A 24,695-nucleotide genomic window follows, 5' to 3' on the forward strand; every position below is an offset into this window, starting at 1 on the left:
GCCGGCGGCGATACCAACAGCATGTTGATGTCGCTGCTGCCGTTCGCGCTGATCTTCGTGATCATGTATTTCCTGATTCTGCGGCCGCAGCAGAAGAAGGTGAAGGACCACGCCGAACTCGTGAAGAACATCCGCCGCGGCGACACCGTGGTGACGACCGGCGGCCTGGTTGGCAAGGTGACGAAAGTGGTCGATGATGACCAGATCGAATTCGAAATCTCCGACGGGGTCCGCGTGCGCCAGATGCGGCAGATGATTTCGGGTGTGCGCGCCAAGGGCGAGCCGGCCAAGGAAAAAGTCGAGGTCGTCAAGGACGACACGCCGTCGAGCTAGCTTTTCGCGCGCCGCATTTTTCAAGAATCTGACGGGTCATCTCGATGTTGTATTTCACGCGGTGGAAGGCGCTGGCGATCATCCTGACGGCGCTGGTGGTGTGCCTTTGCGCCGTGCCGAATTTCTTCCCCGAAGCCAGGGTGAAGACCTGGCCGCTGTGGGCGCAGCGGCATCTGGTGCTCGGTCTCGACCTGCAGGGCGGCTCTTACCTGCTGCTCGAGGTCGACTCCAACTACGTCAAGAAAGACAAGCTCGACCAGGTGCGCGACCAGGTGCGCAGCGCCCTGCGCGAAGCCAGGATCGGGTATAACGGCCTCAGCGTGCGCAACGAGGGCGTCGAAGTCCACATTACCAAGGATACCGATCTGCAAAATGCCCTGGCCAAGCTGCGCGAGTTGTCGCAGCCGCTGGGCGGTCTGCTCGGTTCCAGCGGCCAGCGCAGCCTTGAAGTCAGCGATGCCGGCGGCGGGGTGATCCGTCTGACGGTGCCGCAGGCGGCCATTACCGAGCGCATTCGCCAGACCATCGAGCAATCGATTCAGATCGTCGAGCGCCGCGTCAACGAACTCGGCACGGTGGAACCGCTGATTCAGCGGCAGGGCATCGATCGCATTCTGGTGCAGGTGCCCGGCTTGCAGGATCCGACCCAGCTCAAGACCATTCTGGGCAAGACCGCGAAAATGGAATTCCGCATGGTTGATTCGACCGTGCCGCCGGACCAGGCCGTTCAGGGCAGGGTGCCGCCTGATTCCGAAGTGCTGATGAGTTCGACAACGCCGAAGATACCCTACGTCATCAAGAAGCAGGTTCTGGTCTCCGGCGCCGACCTGACCGACGCCCAGCCCGGCTTCGACCAGCGCTCGGGTGAGCCGATCGTCAGCTTCCGCTTCAATACGACGGGCTCGCGCAAATTTGCACAGGCAACCGAGGAGAATGTCGGGCAGCCCTTCGCGATCGTGCTCGACAATGAGGTGATCTCAGCGCCCGTCATCCGCGAACCGATCAGGCAAGGGGCGGGCCAGATTTCCGGCAACTTTACCGTGCAACAGGCCAACGATCTGGCAATCCTGCTGCGTGCCGGCGCGCTGCCGGCGCCGCTGACCATCATCGAGGAGCGCACCGTCGGACCGGGGCTCGGCCAGGATTCGATCGAAAAGGGCGAACTCGCCGCCTACGTCGGCTCGATCATGGTCATCGTGTTCATGCTGGTGACCTACCGGCTGTTCGGCGTGTTCGCCAACATCGCGGTCGCCATCAACGTCGCGATGATCTTCGGGGTACTGTCGCTCTTGAATGCCACGCTGACGCTGCCCGGTATCGCCGGCATCGTGCTGACGGTCGGAATCGCGGTCGATTCCAACGTGCTGATCTATGAGCGCATCCGCGAGGAGATTCGCGGCGGCCGCAATGCGATTTCCGCGATCGACGCCGGCTTCAAGCGTGCGCTGTCGACGATTCTGGATTCCAACATCACCACCTTCATCGCCGCCGCCGTGCTGTTCTACATCGGCACCGGGCCGGTGCGCGGCTTCGCCGTCACGCTCGGTATCGGCATCATCACCACGGTTTTCACCGCCTTTACGCTCACCCGCCTGATCGTCGCGGGCTGGGTGCGGTGGAAGCGGCCGCAAAGCGTGCCGATTTAATGCGGAGCCGGCTGTGACACATTTGGTTCTCATCGGACTGGCCGTCCTGATCGCGGTGCTGACGGTCGTCAGTTGTTTCGGCCTGTTGCCGTCGCTGCGCATCGTGCCCGACAACACCAGGTTCGACTTCACGCGCTTTCGCCGCATCAGCTTTCCGATTTCGGCATTGCTGTCGATCCTCGCGATCACGCTGTTCTTCACCCACGGGCTGAATTTCGGCATCGACTTCAGGGGCGGCACGCTGCTGGAAGTGCGGGCGAAATCCGGTACCGCCGATATCCCCTCGATGCGGGCGACCTTGTCGGGCCTCGGTCTTGGCGACGTGCAGTTGCAGCAGTTCGGGGGCCCCGACGAAGTGTTGATCCGCGTGGCCGAGCAGCCCGGCGGCGACGCGGCGCAGCAGGAGGCGGTGCAGAAGGTTCGCGGCGCGCTCGGCGATGCCGTCGACTATCGCCGGGTCGAAGTGGTGGGGCCGCGCGTTTCCAGCGAGCTGCTGGCCTACGGCATGCTCGGCCTGATGCTCGCGATCTTCTCGATCCTGATCTATCTCTGGTTCCGGTTCGAATGGCAGTTCGCGCTCGGCGCCATGATCGCCAACGTCCACGACATCGTGCTGACCATCGGTTTCATGTCGATCAGCCAGGTCGATTTCGATCTCACCAGCATCGCGGCGCTGTTGACCATCCTCGGCTATTCGCTGAACGACACCGTGGTGATCTATGACCGCATCAGGGAAATGCTGCGGCGTTACAAGAAAATGCCGATGCCGGAATTGCTCAACGAGTCCATCAATTCGACGCTGTCCCGATCGATCATCACCCACGTCACGGTGACGCTGGCGCTGCTGGCGCTGTTGCTGTTTGGCGGCAACGCCATCCACAGCTTCACGGCCGTGATGATGTTCGGCGTGGTGCTGGTCGGCACCTACACCTCGATCTTCATTGCGGCCCCGATTCTGATCTACCTCGGCGTCGGCACCCACAGGGACGCGCCGGAACCGCCCCAGAAAAAGTGACGATGCGGGCCCCCTCGGATGCTCCGCATCTTCCGAGATCGGCGCCGATCGATGCCTACGGCAATGGCGGATTTGCGTTTGGCGGGATGTCGCATCGCGGCTCCCTGCTGTGCTTGCCGGATGCGATCTGGGCGTGGCCGGTCACAAGACCGGAAGACATCGACAGAGCCTCGCTTGCCCGGGTATTCGCCGCCGCCAACGGCATCGATACGTTGATCGTCGGCACCGGAACGAATGTCTGGCTGCCGCCAGCCGAGCTTCGCGAGGCGTTGCGAGCGGTGAAGGTGGTGCTGGACGCGATGCAGACCGGGCCTGCGATCCGCACCTACAACATCATGATCGGCGAGCGGCGTCGCGTGGCCGCGGCGCTGGTCGCGGTGCCATGAAGGGCCCGGATTCGACCAGGGACGCCGCCGGCTTCTGCGCCGAACTGGTGCGTGCCCACGATTTTGCCCGCTATGCGTCCACGCTGTTCGTACCGGATGCGCCGCGCCGCGCACTGCTGGCGGTCTATGCCTTCAACGTCGAGATTTCCCGCGTCCGTGAGCAGGTCAGTCAGCCGCTTCCCGGCGAAATCCGTCTGCAATGGTGGACCGACCTGCTTGCAAGCGCAGGTCATGGCGGCGTCGAGGGCAATCCGGTGGCGGCCGAACTGCTGCTCGCGATCCGGAACTGGCATCTGCCGGTGGAACGGCTGTCGCGCCTGATCGACGAGCATCAGTTCGATCTCTACAACGATCCGATGCCGACCCTGGCTGCGCTCGAGGGCTACATCAACGATACATCGTCGGCGTTGCTTTCACTCGGCGCCGGAATCGCGGGCGGCCGGTCCGATGCGATCGAACACCTCGCGCGCCACGCCGGATTGGCGCAAGGCATGACGCAGGTGATAGCGGCGTTGCCGCGGGATGCCTCGCGGCGTCAGTTGTTCGTGCCGCTGCAAATGCTGGAGAGCCATGGCAGCAATATTGAGGAAATGTTCGCGGGCAAACAGACCCCCAAACTGCGCGCGGCGCTGGATCAGTTGATCGGTGAAGCCCGGGAACATCTGAAGACCGCCCTTGCGCTGCTGGCGAATATGCCGCCGGAGGTGAGGCCGGTATTCCTGCCGCTGGCGCTGGTTGCCCGCGATCAGGTGCGAATGTCGCGCGCGGACAACGATCCCTTCGTGCCGCGGAATACATCGAGGTTGCGGACGTTGTGGACGCTGTGGCGGGCATCGCGGTCGCGGCTCTTTCGAACATAAAGGCTCCGGCAGAACCGGACGCACGATATCTCACGCTGCCGCGGCGACGTGCAGGCTGTCAGCGATCCAGCGGTCGAGATCCGCCAGCGCGCGGGCGCTGATCGCCTGTTTCTTCGCTATGGTCTTTTCGTTGCCGCGCAGCCGTGTGCCGTCGGGGTTTCTGCTGGGCGCGGTCGCGAGCGGCGGGAACAGCCCGAAATTGATGTTCATCGGCTGGAACGAGCGCGCGCCCGGCTCGATGATCTCGATGTGGCCGCCGGTGATGTGGCCGAGCAGGGATCCCAGCGCCGTGGTGGCCGGCGGCGCCGCCAGCGCCTGCAAACGTGCATCGGCTGCGGCATAGAGGCCGGCAATCAAACCGATGCTGGCGGATTCCACGTAGCCTTCGCAGCCCGTCATCTGGCCGGCGAAACGCAGTCGCGGCTGTGTCCGCAGTCGTAACCGCGCATCCAGCAGCTTTGGCGAATTGAGGAAAGTATTGCGGTGCAGGCCTCCGAGCCGGGCGAATTCGGCCTTCTCGAGCCCGGGGATGGTGCGGAACACGCGCTGCTGCGCGCCATGCTTCAGTTTGGTCTGGAAACCGACCATGTTGTAGAGCGTGCCGAGCCGGTTGTCCTGGCGCAGTTGCACGATGGCGTAGGCTTTCACCGTCGGATTGTGTGGATTGGTCAGTCCGACCGGCTTCATCGGCCCATGACGCAGCGTTTCGCGGCCGCGTTCAGCCATTACCTCGATCGGCAGGCAGCCATCGAAGTAGGGCGTATTGGTCTCCCATTCCTTGAAGTCGGTCTTCTCGCCGGCAATCAGCGCCTCGACGAAGCTGTCGTATTGCTCTTTGGTCATGGGACAATTGATATAATCGGCACCGGTGCCGCCGGGACCCATCTTGTCGTAGCGCGACTGAAACCACGCCGCCGACATATCGATCGACTCCCGGTGCACGATCGGGGCAATCGCGTCGAAGAACGCCAGCGCCTTTTCGTCGGTGAGTTCGCGGATCGCGTCCGCCAGCGGCGCCGAGGTCAACGGCCCGGTAGCGACGATGACGTTGCGCCAGTCCGCGGGCGGCAGACCGTCAATTTCGGCGCGCCGAATCTCGATCAGGGAATGATCGTGCAGGGCTTTGCTGACGGCGGCGGAAAATCCGTCGCGGTCGACCGCCAAGGCGCCGCCGGCGGGAACCTGGTTGGCGTCGGCGGCGCGCATGATCAGCGAACCCAGCCGGCGCATTTCGGCGTGCAGCAATCCGACGGCGTTGTTGGCGGCGTCATCGGATCGGAAGGAATTGGAGCACACGAGTTCGGCAAGGCCGTCGGTGCGATGGGCCTCTGTCATCCGGCCGGGACGCATCTCGTGCAGGACAACGGGGACGCCTGATTTAGCGATCTGCCAGGCCGCTTCCGAGCCGGCGAGTCCGGCGCCGATGACATGGACGGGTTCAGGAGAGGGCTTGGTGCCGATCATGGCAAAGGGGTAGCGCGTTTTCCGGTGCAGTGGAATCGGGTTTGAGGCGCGTGTGGGTCGGATACGACAACGCCCGCCGTGAGGGGGGCGTTATCCGTATCGATAGTGGGCCAGGTGGCATTAGCCGGTATAGGAACCTGAAGCTACGCGCGGAATGTCCGAGCGATCAAGGCCAATATCGGCCAGTTCGCGATCGCTAAGCTGGGACAGTTCGCTGACATTGCGCTGATAGTCCCGGAACGCCTGGATCATGCGGATGAGCGAGAGCAACATGGGTAGTCTCCTTGCATTGCGATTCAGCTCTTGGAGGAAAGCCTCATCGTTGAGGTAGATATAGAGCAGATTAACCTGCTCTGGGAGTTCCGATGTTGCGGTGCAGCTAGGTGTAAAATGCATGGCAAACGCAAGAAATGATTAACCGGTCGGCATATCTGCTCAATCGCGCGACAGGAAGCCGAGATTTTCAGCGAGATCGCGCTTAATAGCCAACAAAGTCACGATATTACCGCCGTATCGGCACAAGGCTCGGAAAGCTTGATGTGGTCGGTTTGAAGCTCAAATCAAGGGAAATCTGGCCGAAAGTCCGCGACTTCTGAGCAGTGGAAGCGACGGCCATAGCCAGTTTGCATGCGTGATTCGCATGCTCTTCATATAAGGAAAGAACTTAGGTTCACTTTATAAGCCATCCGGGGGACGCATCTCAGCAAGGCCATGCATGCGGGCATGATGAAGTAAGCCTCGCGAAGGGCCGATTGCGCTGCGATCGACCCTTTCGGTGGCGATGAGCGCGCCGTAAAAATTACCGGGAAATACTCAAGGCGCGTGCGCGAGTTGGGTCGCGAAATAGCCAATCGTCCTGGCATAAACCTCGCTCTTGTTCCATTGCTGGAGCACGCCGAAATTCGCGCTGCCGGGCTCCCAGTCCTTGCCGCGCTGCCAGTCGTAACTGGCGAGAAAATTGGCCGTCGATGCCAGCACATCGGGTGCGCTGTGCAAGAGATCGCGGCGGCCGTTTTCGTCGAAATCGACTGCGAATTTGATGTAGGACGACGGCATGAACTGGGTCTGGCCGATTTCGCCGGCCCAGGCGCCGCGCATTTCCTGGGGTGAAACATCGCCACGCTCGATGAGGCGCAGCGCGTCCATCAACTCGGCGCGGAACATCTCCGATCGCCGGCAATCGTAAGCCAGTGTCGCCAGCGATCTCATGGTCGGAAATTTTCCGGTATTGGCGCCGAAGTCGGTCTCCAGTCCCCAGATCGCGACCAGAATCTCGCCGGGCACGCCGTAACTCTTCTCGATGCGACCCAGCACCGAACCATATTGCTTCAACATGTTGGCGCCGCGGGCGAGGCGGGGAGGCACCATGCGCCCTGAAAACTCCTCGAAAGTTTGGCTGAAGACCTGCTGCGAATGATCCCTGCCGAGTATCGCCCGATCAAGCGTCACGCCGTTCAGCCCCGATGCGATGGCGGATGGGGCGATTCCCTTGGCGGCAGCTTCAGCCTTGAAATCGGCCAGCCACGCCTCGAAGCTGCCGGTCCCGCAGGAAGCTGCAAGCGTCGCGGCCGCCGGCGTCAAAAGGACAACGCTCACCGCCAGGATTCTGAAAGAGGCGCTGAAAGGAAAGGTCATCAGGAACGTACGCTCCAAAAATCGTGTCGCCGTGAAGCGCGGGGAGCCAGTAGCATGAAATGTTCGGGGGAACCGCGGCTAAAACAAGGCTCTCACGGCGGAAGGATGCCGCGAACGGGTCGCCGTCTTCGGAGGCGCCTAATTCGTGGGCGCTCTCACCTGCATGCCAAACCGCCGGTCAACGTCAACCGGCGGCCGGATATCATGGCGTGAATGCCGGGGGCTACGCGTCGTCCTTGCGCCGCCATGAAAACAGGGCGGCGGGAAAATCAGCCGCGAAGCGCCGTTCCCGCTGAGGGCGGGGCGGCTCGGGTCGCGGATTGGGGTCGGGCGCGATCACCTCTCGGTAAAGATGCCAGGTGGCGTGGCCGAGCAAGGGGACGACGACCGCCAGGCCAAGAAAGAACGGCAGCGATCCCAGCACCAGCAGCACCGCGACGATCAATCCCCATACCGCCATCGGTATGGGGTTTCGTGCCACCGCACGCAGCGACGTCACCATGGCGTCGCCGGCGCCGGCATGACGGTCGAGCATCAACGGGAACGAGACCACGCTGATGCACAGCGCGACCACGGCAAAAAGGAAGCCGACGCCGCAACCCACGACGATCAGCCACCATCCCTGAGGTGTCGTCAAAACGCGCGCGGCGAAGTCGGGAATTCCCGCCGCCGCTTCGTAACCGAACGTGGCGACATAAATCGCTTGCGCGGTCGCCACCCAGGTCACGAACAAAGCCAGCAGCAGCGTGCCGAGCCCGAGCATGGCGCCGAACGATGGCGAGCGCAGCACGTCCAGCGCATCCGACGCGGTGGCCGGCTCTCCTCGCTCGCGGCGACGGCTGAGTTCATAAAGACCCAATGCGGCGAACGGGCCGAGCAGGGCAAAACCCGCCGCCAAAGGAAACAGCAGCGGCAGCACCGAATAGCCCAATACCGTGCGCGCCAGTACCAGGCCAAGAACGGGATAGATGACGCAGAGAATAATGGCGTGGCTCGGCACCGCCTTGAAATCCTCCCAGCCGAGCCGCAGCGCCCGATGCAGATCGGACAGGCCGATGGTCCGGATGATGGGTGCAGCCGCGGTATCTTGCGTTGCGCGAATCATCGGCGTGACATTGCCTGGAATGGCCATGGTCGTTGTCTCCCTTGACATTGCAGCCTGATTTCGCGCCGGTGGAGGCGAAAAACGGCTGCTTTGCAAAACGATCACGATCAGGCCAGACGCGAAAACAGGAAACCAGAACCGGCCGTGTCGCGAACTGAATCAACATGCTACGCCCAATCGGCCGTTGCCGTTGCTCACGGTTCGGTGAATTGCCGCATTGGCAAGCGTCACAGAGGTGGGCTAAACTCCAATTGACGGCTCGGTGCTGCCGTTCGATCGAAACAGCGCCGCACAAAATCTTCACGCAATCATCAGGGTTATCGGGAGTTTCACCATGAGCATTTTTGGAAAAATCATGAGCGCGATCTTCGGCAGCAAGGCCGCCGCGGCGCCGGCAGGCGGTGGTGCGGCCCCGAGCGCGGGATCCTCGGCCCCTGCCGCCGGATCGCCGGCTGCGCCGGCCGGGTCGGTCGACGTCGCCGCCATCCTGGACAAGGCGGTCGCCGCCAAGGGCGAAAAACTGGCGTGGCGCACCTCAATCGTCGATCTGATGAAGGCACTCGACATCGACTCCAGCTTTGCCGCGCGCAAGGAACTGGCCACTGAACTCGGCTACACCGGCGACAGCAATGATTCCGCCAGCATGAATATCTGGCTGCACAAGCAGGTGATGGCAAAGCTGGCCGCCAACGGCGGCAAGCTGCCGGCCGACATCAAGCACTGATTTTCCGCTGCAAACGAGCATCAAGGCCCGCGTTCGCGCGGGCCTTTTTCGTTGGCGTGAAGACGATGGTCATGCCTCCAGGTCCGCAAACTCCTGATGCTTGCCGAGATAATCCACCACGAAGCCGCAGCCGGCGACGACCTTCAACCCGTCGGCGCGGATCAGTTCCAGCGCGCCCTTGACCAGTTCCGAGGCGATACCGCGGCCGCGCAGCGCGCGCGGGGTCTCGGTATGGGTGATGATCACGGTTGATGGCGTCAGCCGGTAGTTGGCGAATGCCACCGTGCCCTCGACGTCGAGTTCGAAGCGGCTAAGCTCTTTGTTGTCGCGGACGCGATTCATATAAATCTCACTGCAGCAAATCCTGATAGGCGGGGTTCTTTCCGATGAAGGCCTTCACGAACGGGCACTGCGCAATCACCTTCAGCCGCTCGGCCCGCACCTGATCGAGCGCGCCCTTGATCAGCTTCGATCCGATGCCCTTGCCGCCGAGTTCCGGCGGCACCTCAGTATGGACGAAGGTGATGACGCCATCGGCGATCTCGTAATAGGTCGCGGCGATATGGCCATCGACGGCGAGTTCGTAGCGGTGTTTTGCCCTGTTGTTGACGATGTCGCTCATGTCACTTCTTTCAAGGATTCCTTGAGCATATCGCGAATCGACCAGGGTTCGCCGTCGACGGCACCGCTGATGTCGTCGATCTTCCATTGCCCGTCATCGCGCACGAAGTTATAGCGGATCACCTGGTCTTCCGGCTTTGCAGGCGGCGCGCGGTGACCCGCGATGGTGACCGCGATAACGGCCCGGTCGGCGTCGAGTTTCTCGGTGACCAGCTTGAACGATTTCACATCCGGCTCCTGCGAATTGGTGACGGGATCGAAATCGATCGGACCGATGTCGCCTTTCGGCGTGTGGGCGTCGGCATCCGCCCATAATCTGACCAGCGATTTGGAGAGGTATTTCGCCTTCGCCGCGTTGTTTTCGATGATGAAGCCGCCACCGCCGTCGCCTTTGCCCCTGGCGGCGCGGGTGTAGATCGCGTTGACGATCGCGACCGGATCGTTCGGGGAAGGCGGTGCTGCGAAGGCCCGGCGCGATGCGCCGGCCAACAGGCCGGCCGCGCCGGTCAGAATCAGCGCGCGGCGGGTGAACATGGCGGTCGTCCTCAAATCAGTCACGTCAGTGTTATGGACCGGAACGCGCCCTTCGATCATGATCGCGTGCGAAATCAGCGGCGGAGAATAGCATGGCCAACGAAAAAGGCCCCAACATCAAGAAAAAGCAGAAGTGCAAGAATTGTGAGGGCAAGGGCCTGCTGAAAAAGGGCGACAAGGTCGTCAAATGCCAGCGCTGTGGCGGCACCGGGGTGCGATAATGCCGCTTCCTATCTCGTTCAACATGCCCGGCCTAGCGCCCGGCAAGGACGGGATGATCGCCCTGGCCCATTAACAAGCGCTCCTGAATCTGGTTCAATTTTCGCGGAAGGGCCGGTGCGTGAAGTCTGGCCCGCCGATTGCCGTCGTTTTGGGAGGATCCATCCATGAAACTCATTGTCACCTTGCTTGGCGTCGTCCTGCTGATCGTTGCCGCCGTCTATTTCCTGGTGCCGGCGGACCAACTGCCGTCCTTCTTCCCCGGACACGAGGCGGGCGTGACGCGCGTGCACGCCAAGCATGGCATCGTGGCCGGCGTGATCGGGATCGTGCTGATCGCCGCGGGGGTCTGGATGAAAAGAAGGTGAGGGGATGACCGCCACAGCGGCCGTGCCGTCGGGTGGCGTGACGCCGATGTCGCGCCGGGTGATGAATCTCGCGCATCTCGTCACCCAAAACGCCCACCGGCATGGCGAACGCATCGGCTTCATCTGGGGCGATCGCTCCTGGACCTGGCGGCAGATCGACGCTCTGGTCTCGGCGTTGGCGGCGGCACTGGCCGCGCGCGGCATCGCCAAGGGCGACCGCGTCCTTGTGCATTCCAAGAATTGCGACGAGATGTTCTGGTCGATGTTCGCGACCTTTCGGCTCGGCGCGGTCTGGGTGCCGACCAATTTCCGGCTGATGCCGGACGAGGTGGCGTATCTGGCGACCTCGTCGGGCGCCAAGGCGTTTCTGTGTCACGGCGATTTTCCCGATCATGCCGCAGCCGTGAAGGCGGCGAGCCCGGCGCTTGCCTTCATCTGGCGGATCGGCGAGGGCGGTCTCGGCGAGCAATCGCTGAGCGAGGCAATCGCCGCGCATGCCGGCGCCGCGATCCCGGAAGCGAGGGTCGACTATGACGATCCCTGTTGGTTCTTCTTCACCTCCGGCACCACCGGGCGCTCCAAGGCCGCGGTCTTGACCCACGGCCAGATGGCCTTTGTGGTGACCAATCATCTTGCCGATCTCATGCCCGGCACCACCGAGGACGACGCGTCGCTGGTGGTGGCGCCGCTGTCGCACGGCGCCGGCGTCCACCAGCTCGTGCAGGCCGCGCGCGCGGTGCCGACCATCCTTTTGCCTTCCGAGCGTTTCGACATCGGCGAAGCGTTCCGCCTGATCGAGAAGCATCGCGTCACCAACATCTTCACCGTGCCCACCATCCTGAAAATGATGGTCGAGCATCCCGCCATCGACCGCTTCGACCATTCGTCGCTGCGCTACATCATCTATGCCGGCGCGCCGATGTACCGCGAGGACCAGAAGGCGGCGCTGAAGAAACTGGGCAAGGTGCTGGTGCAGTATTTCGGCCTCGGCGAGGTCACCGGCAATATCACCGTGCTGCCGCCGTCCCTGCACGAACCTGAGGACGGCCCCCATGCGCGCATCGGCACTTGCGGTTTCGCGCGCACCGGCATGCAGGTCTCGATCCAGGGCGATGACGGCCGCGAACTCAAAGCCCTCGAGACCGGCGAGATCTGCGTGATCGGCCCGGCGGTCTTCGCCGGCTACTACGACAACCCCGAGGCCAACGCCAAAGCCTTTCGCGACGGCTGGTTCCGCACCGGCGATCTCGGCCACATGGACGAGGAAGGCTTCGTCTATATCACCGGACGCGCGTCGGACATGTACATCTCCGGGGGCTCCAACATCTATCCGCGCGAGGTCGAGGAGAAGATCCTCACCCATCCTTCGATCGGCGAAGTCGCGGTGCTCGGCGTGCCCGATCCGGTCTGGGGCGAGGTCGGCGTCGCCGTCTGCGTGGCGCGCGAGGGCGCCGGCGAGGTGAGCGAGCTGGAGCTGGCGACGTTCCTGGCGCCAAAAGTGCCGCGCTACAAAATGCCGAAGCGGTTTTTCTTCTGGGAAGCGCTGCCGAAGTCCGGCTACGGCAAGGTCCCGAAGCGGCTGGTGCGTGACGAACTCGAAGCGCGCGGCCTGCTCGACGTGCCTGCGAAGCCGGCCGATTGATGCGAAGCGTCAGCCAGCCCGGTCCGCCCGTGCCGGAGCGTATCCAGTGGGTGGAAGCGCGCGGGCGGGCGTTCTCCTTTACACTGCAAGCCGGCCTGCCGCTGCTGCAAGCCGCGCGCCGTGTCTTTGCCGCGCAAGGGTTTGCCGGCGGCGCGCTGCGCATGACGAGTGGCGCGCTTGGTCCCTTCGCCTATGTGATGCCGGCGCTGTCGAAGACCGGCGAGAACGCCGCCTTCTACAGCGACACTTTCCGTCCCGCCGGCATCACCCGGCTCAAGCGCGGCGCGATGACGCTGGGCTCGCGCGACGGCGCGCCGTTCTTTCATTGCCACGCGCTGTGGACCGAAGCCGACGGTCGCATCAATGGCGGCCATATTCTTCCTGAGGAAACCGAGGTCGCCGAGCCTTTCGAGGTCGAAGCCTTCGGCATCGACGGCGCGATGTTCACCGCGGAACCCGACCCCGAGACCAATTTCAAACTGTTCGGTCCCGTTCCTGCTGCGACGTCCGATGCGAAAACAACCGGCCGCGCTTTCGCGCTGCGGCTGCGGCCGAACCAGGATTTCGCAGGCTCCTTGGAAGCGTTCTGCCGGCAGCGCGGGATTTTCCGCGCCCGGCTCCACGGCGGCGTCGGCAGCACCATCGGCGCCCGCTTCACCGATGGCCGCAGCGTGGTGCCGTTCGCAACCGAACTCGCCGTGCTCTCCGGCGTGATCTCGCCCGGATCGGCCGGCACGCTGGAAGCCGAGCTCGATGTCGCGCTGGTCGACTATCTCGGCGGCCTCGCCGAGGGCCGCCTGATGCGCGGCGACAATCCGGTGCTGATGACGATGGAGCTGGTGCTGGAGGTGCTGGGCGAGGGGACGAGGTAGCAACGTCGTTCCTGAGTTCGTTCGCAGGCGACGCACAAGTTTGGCAGCGACGATGGTGCGCTCCCTCTCCCCTTGTGGGCCGAGACGAGCAAAGCTCGCTCTTAGAGGGTTGGGGTGAGGGGTTCAGGTCTATCGATAGAGCGTAACCCCTCACCCGGATCGTCTCGACGTTGTCGAGTCGATCCGACCTCTCCCACAAGGGGAGAGGTAACGCGCGTTCGTGCGTGCGTAGATTTCGATCTTCAAACAGCGAGGAAGAACACACATCTCCACGATCCCGCGGCGCGTTTTCGCCCGGGTCGTGCCTATCGTTTCCGCCCAAGAGGGCGTGGGGAATGCCGGGCGCACGATGCACCCGCAGCCCGGCGGGCCGAAAAAAATGCCACGCCAGCAAAGTCACCACAGGTCCACCGGGATCACCCGGCATTCCCGCACGCGAATGGTTTTACGGTTTCCTTCGTGCTCTCCCCGGTGACCGGGCTTGTTTGCCACCGTCGCCTTCGCGGATAACTCCGCCAAAGCTTGACACCAGCGTCGGGGTGTCAGGACCACACGACTTCGCCGTCCGCAAGAGCAGCACCTCGTCAGCGCGCCGCATTCGCGTCCACCGCATCCCGCCGCCAACGTCCGTGACGATCGCGAAACGCCCCTTTTTAGTGGGACGGGATGGGAATGGATATGAACTGATTTGTTGTTTCGGAAAAGCAGAATATTTTTGCAGGAGGGACTTGACAGGTTTTCAGTGATTTGCCCATCGGGTGGTTTTGCGACTGCTGGAAGCGTGGTCGTACCTCCAATCAGCGCAATTGGCGCACGTGAATGTTGAGCGGCAAGCTTACTATCCACGATTGCAGAACCCTAATATACACAGGCGACGCAACGTTGTTCCGCGGGCAGGGGCGCATGGCAAAACCCAAACGAACCATCAACATGCCGGCGCCGTATCTGCGGCGCATCTGGCTTGATCCCTCACGCATCGCCGATCGCGAGGCCTATCCGTTCTGCCTGCCGTTCCTGCGCGACGAGTTCGAACAGAGTTTCGATCGCCCGATCACCATCATCGTCGGTGAGAACGGCACCGGAAAGTCCACTTTCCTGGAAGGGATCGCCGTGCTCGCCGGTTATGACGAAGCCGGCGGCGGCAAGGGCTACAGGCCGGTCGATCACTCCCAGGCGCTGGAGAAGATGGGCGGCGAACTGTCGAACGCGCTGCGCGCAAGCTGGCTGCCCAAGATCACCAACGGCTGGTTTTCCGCGCCGAGAGTTTTTTCTCGGTGGCGAGATATCTGGATGAAGCCGCTATCGGGACGCCCGGTCCGCCCCCGCCGGACTTCCTTTCGCATTCGCACGGCGAAGGCTTTTTGCGCTTCTTCGAGGAGCGCTGCCGCAAGCAAGGCATCTACATCTTCGACGAGCCGGAATCGGCGCTGTCGCCGGCGCGCCAGATGGAATTCTTGAAACTGATGCGCCGGATAGAGGACAGCGGCCATTGCCAGGTCATCATGGCCACCCATTCGCCGATGCTGATGGCCTATCCCGGCGCGCGGCTGCTGCGGCTTTCGAAATACGGGCTGGACCCGGTGACCGTGGAGGAGACCGACCACTACAAGGTCATGCGCGAGTTCTACGATGATCCCGCGAGGTTTGTCGAAGCGGTGATGGAGGAGTGAGCAAGCCGCAAAAGTATCTTACTCCGCCGCCTCGTCCGTGCGCCGCTTCCGCTTCCCGCCGTCGCCCTTTGCCAGCACCGGCGCCAGGAACTTGCCGGTATAGCTCCGCGGCGCCTTGACGATGTCCTCGGGCGGACCCCAGGCGACGATTTCGCCGCCGCCGTCGCCGCCTTCGGGACCGAGGTCGATCACCCAGTCGGCGGTCTTGATGACTTCGAGATTGTGCTCGATCACCACCACCGTGTTGCCCTGCGAGACCAGCTCGTGCAGTACTTCCAAAAGCTTCTTCACGTCGTGGAAATGCAGACCCGTCGTCGGCTCGTCCAGGATGTAGAGCGTGCGGCCGGTGGCGCGTTTGCTCAGTTCCTTTGCCAGTTTGACGCGCTGGGCTTCGCCGCCCGACAGAGTAGTCGCCTGCTGGCCGACGTGAATGTAATCCAGGCCGACGCGGTGCAGCGTTTTAAAAGTCTCGCGCACCCGCGGCACCGCCTTGAAGAACTCGGCGGCTTCCTCGACCGTCATGTCCAGCACGTCGGAGATCGACTTGCCCTTGAACAACACCTCCAGCGTCTCGCGGTTGTAGCGCTTGCCCTTGCAGACGTCGCAGGTGACGTAGACGTCGGGCAAAAAGTGCATCTCGATCTTGATGACGCCGTCGCCCTGGCAGGCCTCGCAGCGGCCGCCCTTGACGTTGAAGGAGAAACGCCCCGGCTCGTAGCCGCGCGCCTTGGCTTCGGGCAGGCCTGCAAACCATTCGCGGATCGGCGTGAACGCGCCGGTATAGGTCGCAGGGTTCGAGCGCGGGGTGCGGCCGATCGGCGACTGGTCGATGTCGATGATCTTGTCGATATGCTCGAGGCCCTCGATGCGGTCGTGCGGCGCGGCGCCCTCGCTGGCATTGTTGAGCTTGCGCGCGATCGCCTTGTAGAGCGTATCGATCAGGAGCGTCGACTTGCCGCCGCCGGAAACGCCGGTGACACAGGTGAACAGCCCCAGCGGAATCTCCGCCGAGATATTCTTCAGGTTGTTGCCGCGGGCATTGATCACCTTGATGGTGCGGCGATGGTTCGGCGGCCGGCGCTCGGGGATCGCCACCGACAATTCGCCGGTCAGGTACTTTCCGGTCAGCGATTTCGGATTGTTCATGATGTCGGCGGGCGTGCCCTGCGCCACGATATGGCCGCCATGCATGCCGGCGCCGGGGCCGATATCGAGCACGTGGTCGGCGACGCGGATCGCGTCCTCGTCGTGCTCGACCACGATCACCGTGTTGCCGAGGTCGCGCAGCCGCTTCAGCGTCTCCAACAGCCGCGCATTGTCGCGCTGGTGCAGGCCGATCGAGGGCTCGTCCAGCACGTAGAGCACGCCTGTCAGCCCCGAGCCGATCTGCGAGGCGAGGCGAATGCGCTGGCTCTCGCCGCCGGACAGCGTGCCGGAGGCGCGCGCCAAGGTCAGGTAATTGAGGCCGACGTCGATCAGGAACGACAGCCGCTCGCGGATTTCCTTCAGCACGCGAACCGCGATCTCGTTCTGCTGGGCGTTGAGCGCCTTCGGCACGGTCTCGAACCATTCGCCGGCGCGGCGCACAGAAAGCTCCGAGATTTCGCCGATATGCTTGCCGCCGATCTTGACGGACAGCGCCTCCGGCTTGAGCCGGTAGCCGTTGCAGGCGGCGCAGGGAATGTCCGAGAAATACTTCGCCAGCTCTTCGCGCGCCCATTCGCTTTCGGTCTCGCGGAAGCGGCGGTCGAGATTGGTGATGACGCCCTCGAACGGTTTCTTGGTGTCGTAGGAGCGCACGCCGTCTTCATAGGAGAACTTGATCTCGTCCTCGCCGGAGCCGTGCAGGATGGCGTCTTTCGTCTTCTTCGGCAGGTCCTTCCACTTGGTGTCGAGCGTGAACTTGTAGAACTTGCCGAGCGCCGTCAGCGTCTGGATGTAATAGGGCGACGAGGATTTCGCCCACGGCGCGATCGCGCCCTTGCGCAAGCTCAGCTCCTTGTCGGGAATCACCAGTTCTTCGTCGATATGCTGCTCGACCCCGAGCCCGCCGCAGGCCGGACAGGCGCCGTAGGGATTGTTGAACGAAAACAGCCGGGGCTCGATTTCCGGAATCGTGAATCCGGAAACCGGGCAGGCGAATTTCTCCGAGAACAGGATGCGCTCGGGCCCGCTCTTGTCGTGGATCCTGGCGACCTTTTTTGCGGCGATCTCGGTCGGCTCCCTCCCCCCTTGTAGGGGAGGGTTGGGGAGGGGGGTAGCGGCAGGCGCATCGGCATATTCGATCACCGCCAGGCCTTCGGCGAGCTTCAGCGCGGTCTCGAAAGATTCCGCCAGCCGCTGGCCGATGTCGGGCCGCACCACGATGCGGTCGACCACCACGTCGATGTCGTGCGGGAATTTTTTGTCGAGCACCGGTGCTTCGGCGAGCTCATGGAAGGTGCCGTCGATCTTGACCCGCTGGAATCCCTTCTTGAGGTATTCGGCCATTTCCTTGCGGTACTCGCCCTTGCGTCCGCGCACCACCGGCGCCAGCAGATAGAGCCGCGTGCCCTCCGGCAGCGCCAGCACGCGGTCGACCATCTGCGAGACGATCTGGCTCTCGATCGGCAATCCCGTGGCGGGTGAATAGGGCACGCCGACCCGCGCCCACAACAGCCGCATGTAGTCGTAGATCTCGGTCACGGTGCCGACCGTCGAGCGCGGATTCTTCGAGGTGGTCTTCTGCTCGATCGAAATCGCCGGCGACAGGCCGTCGATCTGGTCGACATCCGGCTTCTGCATCATCTCCAGGAACTGGCGCGCATAGGCCGACAGCGACTCGACGTAACGGCGCTGGCCCTCGGCATAGATGGTGTCGAAGGCGAGCGACGATTTTCCCGAACCGGACAGGCCGGTAAAGACCACCAGCTTGTCGCGCGGAATCTCGACGTCGATGTTTTTCAGATTGTGCTCGCGCGCGCCGCGAATGGTGATGGCGCGCATGGCCGAACCGGCGTTCAGTTGTCGCTTGGCCTTGATAATCTCATCCATGCTCAGAAATTCCAGGCCTGCGGGCCGCAGTTTCGAGGTGTTCCTGCGCGCACTTATTTCGGGCGCGCATCTTCCGGAAAATCCGGATCGGACGCCAAGGGTGAACTCGGAACATAGGAAGAACGGGGCTCGATTTCCAGTGTCCCGTGCCAGCCATCAACGGTTTGTTGGGTCGCAACAGGTTTTGAGGCGCAGGGTGGCAGCAGCAGGCAGTAGCGCCGTTGCAGCGCCAGCAAAAGGGCCGGCGCGGGGCCGGCCTTTTTGCTTTTCAGAACGCTTCAGTCACGACCGTCAGTACTTTGCGATCACCGGACCGTTGATGCGGTAGTTCAGACGCAGGGTGAAGATATCCATGTCCTGGCGGATGTGGTCTTCACGAGTGAACACCCCCGCCACGAGGGTCGAGTAAAAATCCTCGGTGCGGGTGCCGAGGAAAGCATGATCGTATTCGAACGCGAGCGACCAATTGGGCGCAAATGCGAATTCGAGGCCGGCGCCGGCCACGGCACCATAACGGACCTGCCCGGGAATCGAATCAAAAGAAATCGGGGGGCTACCCACGAGGGTGCCGTTGTACCTGTCCAAGGCCAGCGCGCCACCGCCCTTTGCGTAAAGCAGGACGGTGTCGATCGTGTAGCCGATCTGGCCAGTGAAAAAGCCAAATGCGCCCACGCGCGAGCGGTTGATAAGTCCCGGCTCGGCGGGGTTCTGGCTGAGGTTGGAGCCGATTAAATCAGCCCAGTCGCCCTGAAATTCGACCCCGAATACCCACGAGGAATTGGGTTGCCAGCGAAAACCTAACTGGCCGCCGCCGAGAGCGCCTTTCGCGTTGTTGCAACCCTCGGTGCCAGTGGATGGGCCACCGATGGTCAGGCTCAGGTCGTTCCAGCAATTGCGGCTCGATGCCCAGCCGCCGTTGAGACCGAGATAGAGGCCGCTCCAATCGTACCAGGCGGGGATCATCACCGGCTCGCGGCTGTAGGCCACCGGAAAGTCGGCTGCGACAGCCGGAGCCGCCATGCCCAGCGCAAGCAGACCAAACGCACCGCGCAAAAACTTTTTCATCGATGATCTTTCCAACGCCCGCTGGTTCTTATTCGCTTCGTTTTGGTTCGGAAGCGTTGCCGGACCGCCCCAACGGTCCAATTCGGCCGGTATCATAACTTGATCGGGGAAAATTGGAGTCTCTGAAATGCAACACTCGCAGGCTGAGTGATCCCAGCGAAGCTAATGATTTGTCACGAAGTTTTGGAAGCGTGCTGGGCGGTCCGCTGGCCCCGAAATCAACCTGTTGGGGGACCAAGGGCTTTCCCTTCTCGCCCGGTGCGGCTTTAGTGCTTCCAAAAAGAACAAAACTGGAACATACTTGGGCTCATCCCGTGTGGATAACCGCCTTTCGCCGGCTTCACGGAGCCGGCGAAAGGCTAGGGTCGAGCGGGCAGGTTTTGGCTTGCGGCTTTTCAATTCCTTGAGGGAGTTGGGAAGGCGAGCGGCGTAAAAATATCCGGAGTGGAGAGCGGCGATGGCGGGAAGTGTAAACAAGGTCATTCTGGTTGGAAATCTCGGCAAGGATCCTGAGATCCGGCGGACGCAGGACGGGCGGCCGATCGCCCATCTGAGTATCGCGACTTCCGATACCTGGCGCGACAAGGCGACCGGCGAGCGCAAGGAGAAGACCGAGTGGCATCGCGTGGTGATTTTCTCCGAACCGCTCTGCAAGATCGTCGAGCAATATCTCAAGAAGGGCGCCAAGGTTTATATCGAAGGCGCGCTGCAGACCCGCAAATGGACCGACCAGTCCGGCGTCGAGAAATACTCGACCGAGGTGGTGCTGCAGGGGTTCAACTCGACGCTGACCATGCTCGATGGCCGCGGCGGCGGTAGCGCCGGTAATCTCGGCGCCGACGATTCCGGCGGCGATTTCGGCTCCGGCGGTCCCTCCGGCGCCGCGCCACGCCGCGCGGTGGCGGCCGGCGCCCGCAACAGCGACATGGACGACGATATTCCGTTTTAGGCCGGGCAGAGCATCCGGCGCGGTTCCTGCGACGTCCTCTCCCGGGGGATCGCTTCGCAATTCGGGGGCACGCATCATGAGTCCTGCGTCATGAGCCTCGTGTCATGAGCGTTGCGTCATGAGCTTTGCACCGCTGCTCAATGCGGCTCCCGCCATTCCGCTGCACGCCTTCGCCGCCATGACCGCCTTCGTGCTGGGCGTAGTCCAGCTTGCGGCGCCCAAGGGAACCTTGTCCCATCGCACCCTCGGCTGGATCTGGGTGTGCCTGATGATGACGGTGGCCTTGAGTTCATTCTGGATCCACCAGATCCGGCTGGTCGGTCCATGGAGCCCGATCCATCTGCTGTCGATCTTTACGCTGGTGATAGTTCCGCTCGGGGTGTGGAAGGCGCACCATCATCAGGTCAGGGGTCATCGCCGCATCATGATCTTCACCTTCAGCGGCGCCCTCGTGGTCGCCGGGCTGTTCACGCTGGTTCCCGGACGGATCATGCACGCCGTCGTTTTCGGTCACTAGCGCGCTTGCGAAAACGCGGGGTTCCGGGAAGCTTTTTTTCGGACTCCCTCGGCAAGGTTCCAGCGGCCATTTTCGGGGTTATCGCGAAGGGTGTCGCGGACCACGTAAGTCTCTGGAAAAACGAAGGGAAAAACCGCTTGCCGGAACCCGTTTAGGGTGGTTTCGGAGCGCCCGATGCGCTATATGATTCTCAGATAAAACTGACCGGATTCCCCCCTTTGTCTGACCCTGAAGATAAGAAGCCCGGAGAGCCGCCGGCTCCTTCCGATATTCGTCCCGTATCGATCCTCGACGAGATGAAACGCTCCTATCTCGATTACGCCATGAGCGTGATCGTGTCGCGTGCGCTGCCCGATGCGCGCGACGGGCTCAAGCCGGTGCATCGGCGCATCCTGTACTCGATGTACGAGCAGGGCCACACGCCGGACAAGAAGTACGTCAAATCGGCGCGCGTCGTCGGCGACGTCATCGGTAAGTACCATCCGCACGGCGACCAGTCGATTTACGACGCCATGGTGCGAATGGCGCAGGATTTCTCCATGCGCCTGCCGCTGATCGACGGGCAGGGCAATTTCGGCTCGGTCGACGGCGATCCTCCGGCGGCCTATCGCTATACCGAAGCGCGCCTGAGCCGGCCGGCGCTCGCGGTTCTCGGCGACATCGATCAAGACACCGTCGACTTCCAGCCGAATTACGACAATTCCGAAAAAGAACCGGTGGTGCTGCCGGCAAAATTCCCCAACCTTTTGGTCAACGGCGCCGGCGGCATCGCGGTCGGCATGGCCACCAACATTCCGCCGCACAATCTCGGCGAGGTGATCGATGCCTGCGTGGCGCTGATCGACGATCCTGCGCTCGGGATCGACGATCTCATCAACATCATTCCGGGGCCGGATTTTCCGACCGGCGGCATCATTCTCGGCCGCCAGGGCATCCGCTCGGCCTATCATCTCGGCCGCGGCTCGATCGTGATGCGCGGCAAGCTCTCGATCGACACGGTCCGCAAGGATCGCGAGGCGATCGTGATCACCGAAATTCCCTATCAGGTGAACAAGGCCACCATGGTCGAGCGCATCGCCGAACTGGTGCGCGAGAAAAAGATCGAGGGGATTGGCGAAGTCCGCGACGAATCCGACCGCGAAGGCTACCGCGTCGTGATCGAGTTGAAGCGCGACGCGATGGCAGACGTGGTGCTGAACCAGCTTTATCGTTTCACGCCGCTGCAGAGCAATTTCCCCGCCAACATGCTGGCGCTGGATTCGGGCCGGCCGCAGGTGATGAACCTGAAGGACCTGCTGACGCTGTTCATCGCCTTCCGCGAGCAGGTGGTGACCCGCCGCACCAAGTTCCAGCTCAACAAGGCCCGCGACCGCGCCCACATCCTGGTCGGCCTCGCCATCGCGGTCGCCAATATCGACGAGATCATCCGGGTGATCCGGACCTCGCCCGATCCCAACACCGCGCGCGACACCCTGATGTCGCGCGACTGGCCGGCGAAGGACGTCGCGGCGATGATCACGCTGATCGACGACCCGCGCCACCGGCTGGCCGAAGACGGCACCGCGCGGCTGTCGATGGAGCAGGCCCGGGCCATTCTCGACCTGCGGCTGCAGCGGCTTACCGCGCTCGGGCGCGAGGAGATTTCCGAAGAGCTCGACAAGCTGGCGGTGGAAATCGCCGATTACCTCGACATCCTGCGCTCGCGCGCCCGCGTCCAGGCCATCGTCAAGACCGAGCTCGCCGAGGTGAAGTCCGAATTCGCCACCCCGCGCAAAACCGTCATCATCGAGCATGAAGACGAGGTCGAGGATGAGGACCTGATCCAGCGCGAGGACATGGTGGTCACGGTCTCGCATGCCGGTTACGTCAAGCGCGTGCCGCTGTCGGCCTATCGGGCGCAGCGCCGCGGCGGCAAGGGCAGGGCGGGCATGCAGACCCGCGACGAGGATTTCGTCAGCCGCCTGTTCGTGGCCTCGACCCATACGCCGGTGCTGTTCTTCTCGTCGCGCGGCCAGGTCTACAAGGAAAAGGTCTGGCGCCTGCCGGTGGCGGCACCGAACGCCCGCGGCAAGGCGCTGATCAACATCCTGCCGCTGGAACAGGGCGAGCGCATCACCACCATCATGCCGCTGCCCGAGGATGAATCCTCCTGGGCCAATCTCGACGTGATGTTCGCGACCACCGGCGGCAATGTCCGCCGCAACAAGTTGTCGGACTTCGTCGACGTCCGGCGTTCCGGCATCATCGCCATGAAGCTCGATGACGACGAGGCGATCGTCGACGTGCAGATCTGCACCGAACGCGACGACGTGCTGCTGACCGCCGCCGGCGGCCAGTGCATCCGCTTCCCCGTCACCGACGTGCGGGTGTTCCAGGGTCGTACCTCGATGGGTGTGCGCGGCATCGCGTTGTCCGGGCCGGACAAGCTGATTTCGCTCACCATCCTGCGCCACATGGACGCCGATGCCGAGGAGCGCGCCGCCTACCTGCGCCGCGCCAACGCGGTGCGGCGTGGCGGCGCCGAGGAGGAGGCGGGAACCGACCACGAGGACGCCTCCGGCGCCATCGAACTTGGCGAGCAGCGCTATGTGGAGATGTCGGCGAGCGAGCAGTTCGTGCTGACCATCAGCGAAAACGGCTATGGCAAGCGCTCGTCGTCGTTCGAGTACCGCACCACGGGACGCGGCGGCAAAGGCATCGTCGCGATGTCGGTGAACGACCGCAACGGCAAGCTGGTGGCCTCGTTCCCGGTCGAGGACAGCGACCAGATCATGCTGGTGACCGACAAGGGCCAGCTGATCCGCTGTCCGGTCGAGGGCATCCGGATCGCCGGCCGCTCGACCCAAGGCGTCATCGTGTTCGACACCGCCGAGGACGAACACGTGGTGTCGGTCGAGCACATCGGCGAGGACGCCGAGAACGGCAATGGGGGTTAACGCAAACCCTCATGGTGAGGGGGCGCACCGGCGCCGCCTCGAACCGTGAGGGGGGTGATCGGCCATCGTTCGAGTTTCCACCTTTCTTGGATTGTTTTCGCTTTATGATGGCGGCAGGTCGATCGCCGGCGTCGGCCGCCAAAAATCATTTTGCCGCAGCGGTCGCCGGATAAAGTTTCGGCAGGTCGAAATCCATTGGATCGCTTGTCAGCGTTTCGTCTGCGGAGTCACCCATGTTCACGGCGGCGTATTGTTTCCGCAGCCATGCCTTGTCGCTCTCGCTCCACGGTCCGGCCGCATCGATGCGGTCGACCAGCGGAATCATTTCTTCCAGGTAGGCTCTGATCGAAGGGGGATAATGGTCCAGGGCCAGAACGCTCCGCCCGATCCAGGGATAGTAAATGGCGTCGACCTTCTTCTGCGCGATATAATGATCCATCAGTCGTTCATAGATGATCGTAAGGATGTAAACCGGGCTGGGGGCGCGATATTTGTGATACGTGAAAATTTCATCGGTCCTGCTTCGGCGGCCGATCAGTTCAAATAGCGGTTCAATAACGTCTCTGCGCCAGGCCTGCCAAAACTCCGGCGACGCGATCCAATAGCTGCAGCCACAAAAGTTGGCGTTGGTCTGACGGGGAAGGGTATCGGGGAGCTCCAATCCAATTTCACCTCCAACGGACCGTGCCCAGCTTTCGAACGCCGGGTGCGAGACAATTGTGCTGCGTTCCACACTGTTGTAGTTCGCGTAGGGAACGTAGGGCAGGCCGCCGATCAGGTAGATGTCGCGACCGGGGTTGTCTGAAATCCAGTCGTGGACGTGCTGGGAACCCAACCTGGTTTTGGAATAGAACTTCGGCGACAACAGTCCGGTCAGCCGATGTCTGGCATATATTTTCCTGTCGGCGATGTGGTGATGGAGGGCCAGTTCCCGCAGCGCCGGGGCCGGATTGGACATCCAGTCCAGCGGAATAAATCCGGGGTCCAATCGCTCGATCAAAGCAGGCTTGTAGAAGGGTTGATAAATGCCGATCCGCGATTCCATAACCCAGTGTATATTTTTGTTTCGATGTTGCTTCAAGCTGGGGGCGTGAAGGGAAC

Annotated in this window: 23 protein-coding genes and 1 pseudogene; 14 read left to right on the forward strand and 10 right to left on the reverse strand. The window is 62.6% G+C overall.

What is annotated here, in order from left to right:
- The 5 genes from yajC to E7813_RS01485 all read left to right on the forward strand — a co-directional run.
- Nucleotides 1-333, forward strand: a 333-nt coding sequence (yajC, locus tag E7813_RS01465; RefSeq protein WP_291570145.1) for a preprotein translocase subunit YajC, incomplete at its 5' end; no start/stop codon positions are given.
- Between the two features lie 44 nt (nt 334-377).
- On the forward strand, nt 378-1,979 hold the full coding sequence (gene secD, locus E7813_RS01470; RefSeq protein WP_291570147.1) for a protein translocase subunit SecD: 1,602 nt from the start codon (nt 378-380) through the stop codon (nt 1,977-1,979).
- A 13-nt stretch (nt 1,980-1,992) separates the two neighbouring features.
- Nucleotides 1,993-2,994 (forward strand): protein translocase subunit SecF, encoded by a 1,002-nt coding sequence (gene secF, locus E7813_RS01475; protein ID WP_291570149.1) that lies wholly within the window; start codon nt 1,993-1,995, stop codon nt 2,992-2,994.
- Nucleotides 2,995-2,996: 2 nt separating this feature from the next.
- Nucleotides 2,997-3,380 carry an Mth938-like domain-containing protein gene (locus tag E7813_RS01480; protein ID WP_291570151.1) on the forward strand — a complete coding sequence of 128 codons (384 nt, stop codon included), beginning with the start codon at nt 2,997-2,999 and terminating at the stop codon, nt 3,378-3,380.
- Nucleotides 3,377-4,240 carry a phytoene/squalene synthase family protein gene (locus tag E7813_RS01485; RefSeq protein ID WP_291570152.1) on the forward strand — a complete coding sequence of 288 codons (864 nt, stop codon included), beginning with the start codon at nt 3,377-3,379 and terminating at the stop codon, nt 4,238-4,240. Before E7813_RS01480 ends, E7813_RS01485 begins: the two co-directional genes overlap by 4 nt.
- Before the next feature lie 30 nt (nt 4,241-4,270).
- On the opposite strand, the gene trmFO is transcribed toward E7813_RS01485, so the two are convergent.
- The 4 genes from trmFO to E7813_RS01505 form a co-directional block, all read right to left on the reverse strand.
- Nucleotides 4,271-5,704, reverse strand: a complete 1,434-nt coding sequence (gene trmFO / locus E7813_RS01490) for a methylenetetrahydrofolate--tRNA-(uracil(54)-C(5))-methyltransferase (FADH(2)-oxidizing) TrmFO (protein ID WP_291570154.1) — start codon at nt 5,702-5,704, stop codon at nt 4,271-4,273.
- A 120-nt stretch (nt 5,705-5,824) separates the two neighbouring features.
- The gene (locus E7813_RS01495) at nt 5,825-5,977 is read right to left on the reverse strand and encodes a DUF1127 domain-containing protein (protein ID WP_291570155.1); all 153 of its coding nucleotides are present in this window, start codon (nt 5,975-5,977) and stop codon (nt 5,825-5,827) included.
- 540 nt (nt 5,978-6,517) lie between these two features.
- Nucleotides 6,518-7,339 (reverse strand): lytic murein transglycosylase, encoded by an 822-nt coding sequence (locus E7813_RS01500; RefSeq protein ID WP_291570157.1) that lies wholly within the window; start codon nt 7,337-7,339, stop codon nt 6,518-6,520.
- Between the two features lie 223 nt (nt 7,340-7,562).
- Nucleotides 7,563-8,471, reverse strand: coding sequence for a DUF2189 domain-containing protein (locus tag E7813_RS01505; RefSeq protein ID WP_291570159.1), 909 nt, complete (start codon nt 8,469-8,471; stop codon nt 7,563-7,565).
- Nucleotides 8,472-8,778: 307 nt separating this feature from the next.
- Here E7813_RS01505 and E7813_RS01510 point away from each other — a divergent pair, with 307 nt between their 5' ends.
- Entirely contained in the window at nt 8,779-9,168 is a 390-nt protein-coding gene (locus E7813_RS01510; RefSeq protein WP_291570161.1) for a DUF3597 domain-containing protein, read from the forward strand.
- Nucleotides 9,169-9,237: 69 nt separating this feature from the next.
- Here E7813_RS01510 and E7813_RS01515 read toward each other — a convergent pair whose 3' ends face one another.
- Genes E7813_RS01515 through E7813_RS01525 form a run of 3 tightly spaced genes read right to left on the reverse strand, consistent with a single transcriptional unit; the run spans nt 9,238 to nt 10,323 of the window.
- Nucleotides 9,238-9,510: a GNAT family N-acetyltransferase gene (locus E7813_RS01515; protein WP_291570163.1), complete on the reverse strand. Its 273-nt coding sequence runs from the start codon at nt 9,508-9,510 to the stop codon at nt 9,238-9,240.
- Nucleotides 9,511-9,517: 7 nt separating this feature from the next.
- Nucleotides 9,518-9,790, reverse strand: coding sequence for a GNAT family N-acetyltransferase (locus tag E7813_RS01520; protein ID WP_291570166.1), 273 nt, complete (start codon nt 9,788-9,790; stop codon nt 9,518-9,520).
- Nucleotides 9,787-10,323 (reverse strand): DUF3828 domain-containing protein, encoded by a 537-nt coding sequence (locus tag E7813_RS01525; protein WP_291570168.1) that lies wholly within the window; start codon nt 10,321-10,323, stop codon nt 9,787-9,789. The genes E7813_RS01520 and E7813_RS01525 overlap by 4 nt, the downstream gene beginning before the upstream one ends.
- Nucleotides 10,324-10,415: 92 nt before the next feature.
- Here E7813_RS01525 and E7813_RS01530 point away from each other — a divergent pair, with 92 nt between their 5' ends.
- The 5 genes and pseudogenes from E7813_RS01530 to E7813_RS01550 all read left to right on the forward strand — a co-directional run bounded on the left by E7813_RS01530 (nt 10,416) and on the right by E7813_RS01550 (nt 15,094).
- Nucleotides 10,416-10,544, forward strand: coding sequence for a hypothetical protein (locus tag E7813_RS01530; RefSeq protein ID WP_291570170.1), 129 nt, complete (start codon nt 10,416-10,418; stop codon nt 10,542-10,544).
- 165 nt (nt 10,545-10,709) lie between these two features.
- The gene (locus E7813_RS01535; protein WP_291570172.1) at nt 10,710-10,910 is read left to right on the forward strand and encodes a hypothetical protein; all 201 of its coding nucleotides are present in this window, start codon (nt 10,710-10,712) and stop codon (nt 10,908-10,910) included.
- A 4-nt stretch (nt 10,911-10,914) separates the two neighbouring features.
- Complete coding sequence (locus E7813_RS01540) at nt 10,915-12,552, forward strand: acyl-CoA synthetase (protein ID WP_291570174.1); 1,638 nt, start codon at nt 10,915-10,917, stop codon at nt 12,550-12,552.
- Nucleotides 12,552-13,424 carry a DUF296 domain-containing protein gene (locus tag E7813_RS01545; protein ID WP_291570176.1) on the forward strand — a complete coding sequence of 291 codons (873 nt, stop codon included), beginning with the start codon at nt 12,552-12,554 and terminating at the stop codon, nt 13,422-13,424. The genes E7813_RS01540 and E7813_RS01545 overlap by 1 nt, the downstream gene beginning before the upstream one ends.
- Nucleotides 13,425-14,327: 903 nt before the next feature.
- Nucleotides 14,328-15,094: pseudogene (locus E7813_RS01550) on the forward strand (AAA family ATPase).
- Between the two features lie 18 nt (nt 15,095-15,112).
- Here the strand turns inward: E7813_RS01550 and uvrA are convergent.
- Both uvrA and E7813_RS01560 read right to left on the reverse strand, forming a co-directional pair.
- Complete coding sequence (gene uvrA, locus E7813_RS01555; protein WP_291570178.1) at nt 15,113-18,127, reverse strand: excinuclease ABC subunit UvrA; 3,015 nt, start codon at nt 18,125-18,127, stop codon at nt 15,113-15,115.
- Between the two features lie 291 nt (nt 18,128-18,418).
- Nucleotides 18,419-19,192: an outer membrane beta-barrel protein gene (locus tag E7813_RS01560; protein ID WP_291570179.1), complete on the reverse strand. Its 774-nt coding sequence runs from the start codon at nt 19,190-19,192 to the stop codon at nt 18,419-18,421.
- Nucleotides 19,193-19,649: 457 nt separating this feature from the next.
- Here E7813_RS01560 and E7813_RS01565 point away from each other — a divergent pair, with 457 nt between their 5' ends.
- From E7813_RS01565 to gyrA, 3 genes are all read left to right on the forward strand, one after another.
- Nucleotides 19,650-20,141, forward strand: a complete 492-nt coding sequence (locus tag E7813_RS01565; protein WP_291570181.1) for a single-stranded DNA-binding protein — start codon at nt 19,650-19,652, stop codon at nt 20,139-20,141.
- 118 nt (nt 20,142-20,259) lie between these two features.
- Nucleotides 20,260-20,658: a DUF2306 domain-containing protein gene (locus E7813_RS01570; protein ID WP_291570183.1), complete on the forward strand. Its 399-nt coding sequence runs from the start codon at nt 20,260-20,262 to the stop codon at nt 20,656-20,658.
- A 218-nt stretch (nt 20,659-20,876) separates the two neighbouring features.
- Entirely contained in the window at nt 20,877-23,594 is a 2,718-nt protein-coding gene (gene gyrA, locus E7813_RS01575) for a DNA gyrase subunit A (RefSeq protein ID WP_291570186.1), read from the forward strand.
- 145 nt (nt 23,595-23,739) lie between these two features.
- Here gyrA and E7813_RS01580 read toward each other — a convergent pair whose 3' ends face one another.
- Nucleotides 23,740-24,639: a hypothetical protein gene (locus tag E7813_RS01580; RefSeq protein ID WP_291570188.1), complete on the reverse strand. Its 900-nt coding sequence runs from the start codon at nt 24,637-24,639 to the stop codon at nt 23,740-23,742.
- Nucleotides 24,640-24,695: the final 56 nt, after the last annotated feature.

Origin of the sequence: Bradyrhizobium sp. (genome assembly GCF_004799405.1) — a bacterium.
Lineage (GTDB): Bacteria > Pseudomonadota > Alphaproteobacteria > Rhizobiales > Xanthobacteraceae > Bradyrhizobium.